The sequence below is a fragment of the Bradyrhizobium sp. CCBAU 53351 genome (assembly GCF_015291745.1).
Classification (GTDB): domain Bacteria; phylum Pseudomonadota; class Alphaproteobacteria; order Rhizobiales; family Xanthobacteraceae; genus Bradyrhizobium.
In genome coordinates this window covers 3,625,476-3,637,492 of record NZ_CP030059.1, presented here as the reverse complement: position 1 = coordinate 3,637,492, position 12,017 = coordinate 3,625,476, and the positions used below count along the sequence as shown (strand labels likewise).

The following is a 12,017-nucleotide window of genomic DNA, read 5'->3' as shown; positions in this document are numbered from 1 at the left end:
GCGCCTTTGGCCACGCCGCAAGCTGAGCCCAGTGAATTCCCTGTGATAGGATTCAGACCCGCGGGTCTTCGAATCAACGTGTGCTGATGTTCATGTTCCAACGCCGCTTCGAGGGCCCCGGTGTCCGCCTTTGCGTCCTGGCCCTGGTGATGGCCTCGGTCCTTGGCTTGGCGCTTGTCAGTGGACCGTCGACAGGCGCCGCACGCGCCGACGAGACCCATGCCATCGCCATGCACGGCAAGCCGGCGATGCCTGCCGATTTCAGCCATATGCCCTACGCCAACCCCGATGCTCCCAAGGGCGGCCGCCTGACCTGGGGCGTTCTCGGCACCTTCGACAGCCTCAATCCCTTCATCGTCAAGGGATTGGCCGTGCAGCAGATGCGGAGCTACGTGGTCGAAAGCCTGCTGGCCCGCGGCAATGACGAGCCGTTCACGCTTTACGGCCTGCTCGCCAGGAGCATCGAGACCGACGATGAGCGCAGCTTCGTCACGTTCCGTCTCGATCCGCGCGCCCGCTTCTCCGACGGCAAGCCTGTGCTTGCGGAAGACGTGCTGTTCTCCTGGCAGCTGCTGCGCGACCACGGCCGGCCGAACCACCGGCAGTATTACGCCAAGGTCGCCAAGGCCGAGGCGACCGATCCACTCACCGTCCGCTTCGACCTCACCGGCGCCAATGATCGCGAGCTACCGCTGATCCTCGGCCTGATGCCGATCCTGCCCAAGCACGCGGTCGACGTCGCGACCTTCGAGGAAACGACGCTGACGAGCCCGATTGGCTCCGGCCCCTATCGCGTCACGGCCGTGAGACCCGGCGCCAGCGTGACGCTCACTCGCAATCCCGACTATTGGGGCCGCGACCTCGCAATCAACCGCGGGCTCTTCAATTTCGACGAGATCCGGCTGGACTATTTTCGCGAGGCCAACGGTCAGTTCGAAGCTTTCAAGCGCGGCCTCTACGATTTCCGCGTCGAGCACGAGCCGCTGCGCTGGCACGACGGCTATGATTTTCCCGCCGCAAAAAGCGGCGAAGTGATCCGCGACACCGTCAGGCCGGGCCTGCCGCAGCCCTCCGAATTCCTGGTGTTCAACACGCGCAGGCCGATCTTCGCCGACATCCGCGTGCGCCAGGCGCTGACGCTGCTGTTCGATTTCGAGCTGGTCAACCGCAACTACTTTTTCGGGCTCTATTCGCGCGTGGCCGGCTATTTCGCCGGATCCGACCTGTCGGCCTATGGCCGGCCAGCGGACCCGCGCGAGCGTGAGCTTCTCAAGCCGTTCGCCGCTCGAATTCCACCCGACATCATGGACGGCAGCTACCGCCTTCCCGTGACCGACGGATCGGGACGCGACCGCACCACGTTGCGCGCGGCGCTGAAACTGTTGTCCGAGGCCGGCTACGATCTCGACGGCACGGTGCTGCGCAACCGCGCGACCAAGGCGCCCTTCAGCTTCGAGATACTGGTCACGACCCGCGACCAGGAGCGCATCGCGCTCGCGTTCCAGCGCGACCTCAGGCGCGCAGGCATCGAGCCGAGCGTGCGGTCGGTCGACCCCGTGCAGTTCGACCAGCGCCGTTTGGCTTACGAATTCGACATGATCCAGAACCGCTGGGACCAGTCGCTTTCGCCCGGCAACGAGCAATCTTTCTACTGGGGCAGCGCGGCCGCGGACAATCCAGGGACCCGCAACTACATGGGCGCCAGGGATCCGGCGGTCGATGCCATGATCGCCGCCCTGCTCGAGGCCCGTGAACATACGGAGTTCGTCTCGTCTGTGCGAGCGCTCGACCGGGCTCTGATCGCGGGCTTCTACACAATCCCCCTGTTTAACGTATCCGAGCAATGGATCGCGCGCTGGAATCGGATAGAACGGCCCAAGGCCACCTCGCTCTCCGGCTATTTGCCGGAGACCTGGTGGTCGAAGGGGCAGCCGCAAGCCACTCAAGCAAAGTGACGCCGTGAACCAGCCAGCCGCATCGCCGACGCTCGACACGCTGTTTCAGCGCACGCTGACCCGGCAGCCGCACGCGGCCGCTTTGCTCGATCCCCTCAACAAGGCACGTGTGACCGGGCACCAGCCGCGACGAATGAGCTACGCCGAGGCCGACACGGCCATCGAGGCGCTGTCAGCCCATTTCGTCGAATCGGGGCTGCCGGCCAATTCCGTCATCGCGATCCAGCTGCCCAACACGGTCGAGTTCGTGCTGACGGTGCTCGCCGCCCATCGTGCCGGCCTCGTCGTCGCCGTGCTGCCGTTGCTGTGGCGCCATGCGGAACTGACCGCCGCGCTCAACCGGACGGCGGCTCGCGCCATCGTCACCATGAGCAAGGTCGACGGCGTCAGCTATGCCGACCTCGCGATGCATGCGGCGGCCGAGGCCTTCTCGATCCGCTACGTCTGCGGCTTCGGGACCGATCTGCCCGAAGGCATGGCGTCGCTCGACGACGTGCTGGCACGCCCGCCTGGCACCACGCGCACCGTGATCCAGGACGGCCGCAAGGCGGCGATGATCTCCTTCGACGTCACCACGGAAGGCTTTCGTCCGGTCCCGCGGCCGCATTTCAGCCTGATCGCCGGCGGGCTCGCGATGTCGCTCGGAGCCGACATCAAGCAGGGCGCGACGGTGATGGCGGCCTTCGCGCCGATGTCGTTCGCCGGCCTCGCCTCCTCGCTCGCGGTGTGGCTGCTCTCGGGCGGCGCGCTGGCGCTGCATCATCCCTTCGAGAACGAGGTGCTGGAGCAGCAGATCAACGAGCATGAATGCGAGGTGCTGATCGCGCCGGCGCAGCTAGCGCTGCGGCTCGGCGATTCCGACCTGGCGGCGCGGATGCCCTCCTTGCGCAACGTCATTGGCCTGTGGCGCGCGCCCGAGCAAGTGGCGGCGAGCGAAGCATGGATCGCGCCCCATTCGCCGCTGACCGACGTCTATCTGTTCGGTGAAGCCGGCCTGTTCGGTGCCCGCCGCGGCGAGGACGGCATGCCGGTCGCGGTGATGCCCGGACCGCACGGCGCTCCGCGCGAGCAGTCGGGCTCGTCCATCGCCGGCGAGATCCTGCTGACGCCGAAGGGCACACTCGGCCTGCGCGGCCCGATGGTGCCGATCGCCGCCTACGCCCCACCGCAGCCGGTCGGTGACACCCTGATCGCGCAGCCGCCGCGCGACTTTGTCGACACCGGTTATGCGGCGCGGCTCGACCGTCCGAGCGGCGCGATCTGCATCACCGCGCCGCCCTCCGGCATCATGGCCGTCGGCGGCTACCGCTTCCTCTCGAACGATTTGCAGGAATGGGCACGCCGGCTCGGCCAGGGCGCGCTGCTCACCGCACTGCCCGACCGGTTGTCCGGGCACAGGCTGGCCGGGCGCGCCCAGGACAATGCGCGCGCCCGCGAGGCGCTCAGCGAGCTCGGGCTTAACCCTTTGATGGTCGAAGCTTTTCGCGACCGCTCCGGGCCGATCTAGGCGCAGTTTCGCCTGGAACGTTGACGCCGCATTAAGGCGGCCAAACTACATTGCGCGGCATCTGTCGCGTGATCAGAGTTTGTCGAATGTCCCAGGCGGGCCCGATCCTCTTTGTGTCCAATGCCGATCGGCCGCCCTTCGTCGGGGCGCTGGACGAGGCCCGGCTGTTTCCCGTGGTCGATATCGATTGGGCCAGCGCGGCACGCGCGGTCGAAGAGGTGCAGCCGGCCGCGATTCTCGCCATGATGTCGGGCGGACACGAGCCGCATATGGCATCGCTCGCAAGGAAGATCGCCGAGCAATCGCCCTACCTTCCTTTTGTCGCCGTGGATGCGGCGGGCACGCTGCCTCACAACGCCCTGCCCTTTTCCTCGCGCGGCGGCCATCCCGACCGCCTGATCGCACGGCTTCGCGCCGCGCTACGCGTGCGCACGTTGCACGCCACGGTGCTGCGCCGTCTGCCCGAAGTGAAAGTCGCGCTGCCGGAGGGTGACCCCGCACGCGATGCCACCGTGCTGCTGATCGGCCGTGGCGCGGCCTACCCCGCACTCTCCGTCGCGCTCGGCGAACGCGTCGGCGTCGTCGGCGCGCTCTCGATCGAGGCCGCCGCGAAACACCTCAACACCCGCGATCTCGACGGCGTCGTCCTTGCCGAGGGCTTTACCGCGCGCGTCACCGACGCCTTTCTGACGGTGCTTGCCGAGGACACCCGCTTTCGCAGCCTGCCCGTGGTCGTCACCGCGCACCAGCTGACGCAGACCTACGACCTGCCCAATCTCGAACTGATCCCCGGCGAGCCGGCCAGGGTCGCGGCCAATGCGCTGCCGCTGATCCGCCAGCACGCGATGGAAGCCCAATTGAGCCGCACGCTGCGCTCGATCGATGCCGGCGGCTGGCTCGATCCGCGCAGCGGCCTGCTGACGGCGGAAGCCTTCGCCCGCGATTTCGCCAAGGCGGTCGAGCAGACACTGGCGCGCGGCGGCGGCCTCTCGGTCGCACGCTTCGCCTTCGACCCCGGCAATTCCCGCGCCCAACTCGACGCCGCGCGTATTTTGAGCCGCCTGATGCGGCAGATGGATTTCGGCGTGGCGCAGAAGGACGGCTCGGTGATCGTCGTGTTCGCGGAGACCGACTTCCGCACCGCGCATATGATCGCGCGGCGCTTGTCGGCGGTGATGCGCCACACCTCCAACGGCAAGCATGAGATGCGCAGCGAGCCCGTGGTCAGCGTGGACTCGCTGTCGCCGTCGGACACGGCACGGTCGCTGCTGGCCCGGCTGTCGGCGGACGCGTCACGGGCGGCGTCGTAACGGCTCTCGTGCCCCGGGCGCAGCGCAGCGCTCTTCGCGGTGCGCTGCATAACCGGGGCCCACCATTGCCTCCAAAAACCCGGTCCCGGCTCTGCGCTCCGCTTCGCTGCGCTTGTCCGGGACACAAAGAGCCTCACGCCGCCTTCTTGCTCTCCGCGAGCTGCGCCAGCTGCCGCATGATCTCCGTCGTGCCGGCAAGTCGCTCCTCCGGTGTCTCCCAGTCCTGCAAAAACACCACCTTCATGTCGGGGCGCACCTTGGCGGCCTGTCCGTAGCTGCGGATGAAGCTCACCAGGCGATCGGGATGGGCGAAGGAATTGTCGCGGAAGACGATCACGGCGCCCTTCGGGCCGGCGTCGATCTTCTCGACATTGGCCCTGCGGCAGAACGCCTTGATCGCGGCGACTTTGAACAGATAGCGCACCTCGTCGGGCAGAACGCCGAAGCGATCGCGCATCTCGGCGCCAAAGTTCTCGATCTCCTCCTCGGTGTCGAGATCTGCGAGCCGCCGGTACAGCGACAGCCGCACCGAGAGATCGCCGACATAGTCCTCGGGAATGAGCACGGGCATCCCGATGGTGATCGACGGCGACCAGCGGTCGGCGGCGGGCTCGGACACGCCGGCCTTGAGGTTGACGATCGCCTCCTCCAGCATCGATTGGTAAAGCTCGAAGCCGACCTCCTTGATGTGGCCGGACTGCTCCTCGCCGAGCAGATTGCCGGCGCCGCGGATGTCGAGGTCGTGGGAAGCGAGCTGGAAGCCGGCGCCGAGGGTCTCCAGCGATTGCAGCACGGTGAGCCGGCGCTCGGCCTGCGCGGTGATCTTCTGCTGCGCCGGCAGCGTGAACAGCGCATAGGCGCGCAGCTTGGAGCGGCCGACGCGGCCGCGCAGCTGATAGAGCTGGGCGAGGCCGAACATGTCGGCGCGGTGTACGATCAGCGTGTTGGCGTTCGGGATGTCGAGGCCGGACTCGACGATCGTGGTCGACAGCAGGATGTCGAACTTGCCGTCGTAGAACGCGGTCATGATGTCCTCGATCACGGCGGGCGGCATCTGCCCGTGTGCGACCGCGACCTTCATCTCGGGCACGTTCTTGTCGAGGAAGTCCTTGACCTCGGCGAGGTCGTCGATGCGCGGCACCACGTAGAACGCCTGGCCGCCGCGATAGCGCTCACGCAGCAATGCCTCGCGGATCATCAGCGGGTCGTGCGGAGCGACGAAGGTGCGCACCGCAAGGCGGTCCACGGGCGGAGAAGCGATGATCGAGAGCTCGCGGACGCCGGTCAGCGCGAGTTGCAGCGTGCGCGGGATCGGCGTTGCCGACAGTGTCAGCACGTGCACCTCGGAGCGCAGCGCCTTCAGACGCTCCTTGTGAGTGACGCCGAAATGCTGCTCCTCGTCGACGATCACGAGGCCGAGATCGCGGAATTTGATGGCCTTGCCGAGCAGCGCGTGAGTACCGACGACGATATCGACCGAGCCGTCGGCGATACCCTTCTTGACGAGGTTGAGCTCCTTGGTCGCGATCAGGCGCGAAGCCTGCGCCACGTTCACGGGAAAGCCCTTGAAGCGCTCGGTGAAGGTCTTTGCGTGCTGGCGCGCGAGCAGCGTGGTCGGCACCACGACCGCGACCTGCTTGCCCTCGAGCGCCACGGCAAACGCTGCGCGCAGGGCCACCTCGGTCTTGCCGAAACCGACGTCGCCGCAGATCAGCCGGTCCATTGGGCGGCCGAGCTCGAGGTCTTTCAGTGTGGATTCGATGGCCCCCAGCTGGTCCTCGGTCTCGTCATAGGGGAAGCGTGCGCAGAATTCGTCGTAGAGGCCGGGCTGCACCGGCAGCTTCGGCGCCTCGTGCAAATGGCGCGCGGCCGCGATCTTGATCAGTTCGCCGGCGATCTCGCGAATGCGGTTCTTGAGCTTCGCCTTGCGGGTCTGCCAGCCGCCACCGCCCAGGCGATCCAGCTCGACCGAGGTCTGGTCGGAGCCGTAGCGCGACAGCAGCTCGATGTTCTCGACCGGCAAAAACAGTTTTGTCTCGGCGGCATAATGCAGCTCGAGGCAGTCGTGCGGCGCGCCGGCGACGTCCAGCGTCTGCAGGCCGACGAAGCGGCCGATGCCGTGATCGACGTGGACGACGATGTCGCCGGCGGCAAGGCTCGTCACCTCCGAGATGAAATTGTCGAGCTTGCGGCTGGCCTTGCGCGGCCGCACCAGGCGGTCGCCGAGGATGTCCTGCTCGCTGATGAGGGCGATCTCGTCGGTTTCGAAACCGCTCTCGAGACCGAGCACGGCGAGCATGGTCTCGTTGCGCGGGGTCGCCTGCACCGTGCGCCAGGAGTTGACGCTGGTGGTATGGGTCAGCTTGTGGTCGCGCAGCATCGAGGTCATGCGGTCGCGCGAGCCTTCGCTCCACAGTGCGATCACGACCTTCTTGCGCTGCGCCTGCAGCGCCATGACGTGGCTGACGACGGCCTCGAACACGTTGACCGTTGTGTCGTTGCGCTCCGGCGCGAAGTCGCGGCCCTTGCGCGCACCGGCGTCGACGACGCCAGTCCCATCGGCGGGAACCGAGAACTGCGTCAGCCGCACCAGCGGCATCTCGCTCTCGCGCTTGGTCCATTCCTCGCCGGTGAGATAGAGCCGATCGGGCGGCAGCGGCTTGTAGATCGCGCCGCCGCCGGGATGCTCCATCGCCTCGCGGCGGGCCTCGTAATAGTCCTGGATCTGCTTGAAGCGCTCGCGGACGGCGTCCTCGGCCTGCGGCTCGATCGCGATCGGAGCGCCTTGCAGATAGTCGAACAGCGTGTCCATCCGGTCCTGGAACAGCGGCAGCCAGTGCTCCATGCCGGGATGGCGGCGGCCCTCGCTGACGGCCTCGTACAGCGCATCGTCGCGCTCGGGTGCGCCGAACTCGGCGACATAGCCCATGCGGAAACGGCGGATGGTGTCGGTGACGAGCTGGAATTCGGAGACCGGCACGAGGTCGAGCGAGCGCATGTCGAGCAGCGTGCGCTGGGTCTCGGCATCGAAGCTGCGGATCGATTCCAGGCTGTCGCCGAAAAAGTCGAAGCGCACGGGCTGGTCGAGGCCGGCCGGAAACAGATCCAGGATGCCGCCGCGCACGGCATATTCGCCGGGCTCGCGCACGGTCGAGGAGCGGTTGTAGCCGTTGTGCTCCAGCCAGGCCACGATGGTGTCCATCGGCACGACATTGCCGGGGGCAACCGACAGCGCCTGCGCCGCGACGAGTTCGCGCGCAGGCACGCGCTGCACGACGGCGTTCACCGTGGTCAACACGATCAGCGGCTTTTCGCTGCCGGTCAGGGACGCAAGCCGCGCCAGCGTCGTCAGGCGTTGCGCCAGGATGCCGCCATGCGGCGAGACACGGTCATAGGGCTGGCAGTCCCAGGCCGGAAAGGTCAGCACCGGCAGATCGGGCGCGAAGAATTGCAGCGCGCGTTCGAGCTGCTGCATGCGCGGGCCGTCGCGGCAGACCACCGCCATGCTGACGGCCGGCTTCTTCGGCCGCGCCGCGATGGCCCGCGCGAGATCGGAGACGACGAGCCCCTCGGCGCCTTCCGCGACATTGGCAAGCGTCAGCGCCCGGCCGGGCGCAAGCAGCTCGGCCGGCGATTTCATGCCCTGTTTCATACGCCGCCGTCCGCGATCGGATAGGCCTTGATGCGGGCGAACAATGCGCCGGTGACGTCAGCCGGCAGCACCTTGTCGCCGGTGATGGCGGCATAGAGATCGGGATCGTTGACCTCGAGCAGCGCCTCGAGCTGGGTCAACTCGTCATCCGACAGATGGCCGATCTCGGCATCGGCGAAGCGGCCAAGGATCAGATCCATCTCGCGCGTGCCGCGGTGCCAACAGCGGAACAAAAGCCGCTTGCGGCGATCGTCCAGCCCGCTGCTCGATCGTGTCGTTCCCGTCATGTCTCAAATCCAGTCAAACGCAGAAAGCCCGGACGTGCCGGGCGGGGTCGATATAGCCATTCGACCGGGCCGTGTCAGCCCTCGATTTGGCATGGCCCAGCGGCGAGCGCAGGGTACGAAAAAAGACGTGGATGCCCAGCACAAAGCCGGGCAAGACGGGCCGAAACGATCCTAGATTCGCATCCATGCGCCCAAGCCTGCTCAATCCGCTGTTTGCTGCCGTGACCAGCCTGCCCGGCGTCGGTCCGAAGCAGGACAAGCTGCTGCAGTACCTGCTCAGCCGCAGCGAGACGCCGCGGCTCGTCGATCTCCTGCTGCATCTGCCGAGCCAGGTGATCGACCGCCGGGCACGGCCGAAGATCCGCGACGCAGTGCAGGGAACCATGGTGACGCTGGAGGTCACCGTCGACCGCCACCGCCCGCCCCCGCCGCGCAATTCGCGCGCACCGTATCTGGTCTACGCCAGCGACGACACCGGCGACGTCGTGCTGACCTTCTTTCGCGCCAAGCCGGGCTATGTCGAGAAGCTGCTGCCGGTCGGCGAGAAGCGCTACGTCTCCGGCACGCTTCAGATGTACGACGGCATCCCGCAGATCGTGCATCCCGACCGCGTGCTGGACGAGGAAGCGATCTCGAAACTCTCCGGCATCGATCCGGTCTATCCGCTGACGGAAGGCCTCGCGCTCGGCTCGCTGCGCCGCGCGATCGCGCAGGCCCTGCAGAAGCTGCCGGCGCTGCCGGAATGGATCAGCCCGGAGGTGATGCGACGCTGTAATTTTCCGCCGATCGCCGAAGCGCTCAATCGGGTGCATCAGCCTGTCGAGCTCACGGACATCCTGCCCGACCAGCCATTCTGGTCGCGCCTCGCCTTCGACGAGCTCCTGGCCGGGCAGCTCGCGCTGGCCCTCATCCGCGCGCAACTGCGCCGCCCCGCCGGCATGCGCAATGCCGGCGACGGTCACCTCCGCAACAAGATCATCGACGCCCTGCCCTATGCACTGACGCCCTCCCAGCGCAGCGCTGCGGCGGCGATCGCCGAGGACCTGCAGCAGCCGGTGCGCATGCTGCGCCTGCTGCAGGGCGATGTCGGCTCGGGCAAGACCGTGGTCGCGCTGCTCGCGGCCGCCGCCGTCGCCGAGGTCGGCAAGCAGGCCGCACTGATGGCGCCGACCGAAATTTTGGCGCGCCAGCACATCAAGACCATCGCCCCGCTCGCCGAGCGGGCCGGCATGCGCGTCGCGATCCTCACCGGCCGCGAGAAAGGCAAGGAGCGGCGCGAGATCATCACGCAGCTCGAAGCAGGCGAGATCGATCTGCTCGTCGGCACCCACGCCCTGATCCAGGACGACGTGATCTTCCACGACCTCGCGCTCGCAATCGTCGACGAGCAGCACCGTTTTGGCGTGCGCGAGCGCCTGGCGCTAACGTCGAAGGGGGAAGCCGTCGACGTGCTGGTGCTCAGCGCCACACCGATTCCGCGCACGCTGGTGCTGACCTATTTCGGCGACATGGACATATCCGAGCTGCGCGAGAAGCCTGCCGGCCGGCAGCCGATCGACACCCGCGCCGTCGCCATGAGCCGGCTCGGCGAGGTTCTGGACGGCGTCGGCCGCGCGCTCGACGTCGGCAAGCTGGTCTACTGGATCTGCCCGCTGGTGGAGGAATCCGAGGCCGAGGGCACCGAGCACCTCACCAACGCGACCAAGCGTTTCGAGAGCCTGCAAAAGCGTTTTGGTGATCGTGTCGGCCTCGTCCACGGCCAGATGAAGGGCACCGACAAAGACCGCGTGATGGGCCAGTTCGCCGCTCACGAGATTGGCCTTCTGGTTGCCACCACCGTGGTCGAGGTCGGCGTCGACGTGCCGGCGGCGACCATCATGGTGATCGAGAACGCGGAGCGTTTCGGCCTCGCCCAGCTGCACCAGTTGCGCGGCCGCATCGGCCGCGGCTCGGAGGCCTCGACCTGCATCCTGCTCTATAGCGAACCGCTCGGCGAGATGTCCAAGGCCCGACTCAAGGTGATCCGCGAGACCACCGACGGTTTTCGAATCGCCGAGGAGGACCTGAAGCTGCGCGGCGAAGGCGACGTGCTGGGCGTGCGCCAGAGCGGCCTGCCCGGCTACCGCATCGCGCGCTCGGAGGTCCACGGCCAGCTCATCACCCAGGCGAGAGACGAGGCGCTGCGCATCCTAAAAGACGATCCGAAGCTGAAGGGCGAGCGCGGGGAGGCGTTGCGCTGCCTGCTGTATCTCTACGAACGGGACGAGGCGATCCCGCTCATCGGGGCGGGTTAACCTGCCGTTCTTCGTCGTCCAACCTCATAGGCTGCCACGTGCGCGCGGGCCAGATCCAGCAGCGGCGTGTCGATGCCAAGCTCTCGGGCGCGATTGGCCATATCGCCGAGGATGTGCTCGGATTCGGTGACCGAACCGCGCTCGATATCGCGCAGCATCGATGCCTTCAGCGGCGAATCCAGCGCCGTGAAGAGCTTGCGGTCGAACTCGATGAAGGGAGCGCGCGGCTCGAAACCCGACGCCGTCGCAACGGCACAACAATCGGCGAACAAGCGGAAAATGGACTGCTCGCCGTTCGGCACGGCCAGGATGTCGCCGATGCTGGCGCGCATCAGGCAAGTGATGCCGGCGAGCGTCGAGAGCTGAACGAACTTCTCCCACATGTCCTGCATGATCGCTTCGCTGGCACGCACGTCGATGCCGGGAACGTCGAGCAGCCCCTCCAATGCGAGCGCGCGCTCGCTCAGCGCGCCCTCGACCTCGCCGAAGACGATGGTCTGGTTGGCCATGAACTGAACCACCCCGCCATCCGCATCCAGCCCGGCGCTGACGTTCGCGAGACCACCGAGGACGCGCGCGGCGCCGAACCGTGCGGCGAGAGCGTCGACATGTTTCAGCCCGTTCAGGATCGGCAAGATCAGCGTGCTCGGGCCGACCGCGGGCGCAAACTGGGTCATCGCGTCATCAAGCGAGTAGGCCTTCACCCCGACGAGCACGACGTCAAATGGCTCCTTGAGGTCCTTCGCCAGAACGATCCTCGGCTGCACGGCAAAATCGCCGTGTGGACTCACGACCTGTAGTCCGTTCAGGCGCAATTGTTCGGCCCGCGTCCCGCGCACCAGGAAGGTCACGTCGCGGCCTGCTCGAACCAAGCAAGCTCCATAATAGCCGCCGAGCGCGCCAGCGCCGATCACCAGCACTCTCATTCGAACTCCCGTTGCAGAGGAACCGCAAAGACAATAGCAGATGCGCTCCGCAGCGTCTCCTCCGTGACGGCTTGGATAAAGCTGTT

General features: G+C 67.0%; 7 protein-coding genes. 4 read left to right on the top strand and 3 right to left on the bottom strand.

Annotated features, from left to right (window positions below):
* Window positions 1-86 precede the first annotated feature (86 nt).
* The 3 genes from XH83_RS17055 (at window position 87) to XH83_RS17045 (ending at window position 4,772) form a co-directional block, all read left to right on the top strand.
* Entirely contained in the window at window positions 87-1,955 is a 1,869-nt protein-coding gene (locus XH83_RS17055; RefSeq protein ID WP_194408073.1) for an extracellular solute-binding protein, read from the top strand.
* Window positions 1,956-1,959: 4 nt separating this feature from the next.
* The gene (locus XH83_RS17050) at window positions 1,960-3,462 is read left to right on the top strand and encodes a class I adenylate-forming enzyme family protein (protein ID WP_194408072.1); all 1,503 of its coding nucleotides are present in this window, start codon (window positions 1,960-1,962) and stop codon (window positions 3,460-3,462) included.
* A gap of 86 nt (window positions 3,463-3,548) precedes the next feature.
* The gene (locus XH83_RS17045) at window positions 3,549-4,772 is read left to right on the top strand and encodes a GGDEF domain-containing protein (protein ID WP_194408071.1); all 1,224 of its coding nucleotides are present in this window, start codon (window positions 3,549-3,551) and stop codon (window positions 4,770-4,772) included.
* Between the two features lie 133 nt (window positions 4,773-4,905).
* Here XH83_RS17045 and mfd read toward each other — a convergent pair whose 3' ends face one another.
* The gene (gene mfd / locus XH83_RS17040; RefSeq protein WP_194408070.1) at window positions 4,906-8,424 is read right to left on the bottom strand and encodes a transcription-repair coupling factor; all 3,519 of its coding nucleotides are present in this window, start codon (window positions 8,422-8,424) and stop codon (window positions 4,906-4,908) included.
* On the bottom strand, window positions 8,421-8,711 hold the full coding sequence (locus tag XH83_RS17035) for a succinate dehydrogenase assembly factor 2 (RefSeq protein WP_194408069.1): 291 nt from the start codon (window positions 8,709-8,711) through the stop codon (window positions 8,421-8,423). Before XH83_RS17035 ends, mfd begins: the two co-directional genes overlap by 4 nt.
* Before the next feature lie 185 nt (window positions 8,712-8,896).
* Between XH83_RS17035 and recG the strand changes: the two genes are divergently transcribed.
* Entirely contained in the window at window positions 8,897-11,005 is a 2,109-nt protein-coding gene (recG, locus tag XH83_RS17030) for an ATP-dependent DNA helicase RecG (protein WP_194408068.1), read from the top strand.
* Here recG and panE read toward each other — a convergent pair.
* Entirely contained in the window at window positions 11,002-11,931 is a 930-nt protein-coding gene (gene panE, locus XH83_RS17025) for a 2-dehydropantoate 2-reductase (RefSeq protein ID WP_194408294.1), read from the bottom strand. The two genes, recG and panE, sit on opposite strands and share 4 nt — an antisense overlap.
* Window positions 11,932-12,017 lie beyond the last annotated feature (86 nt).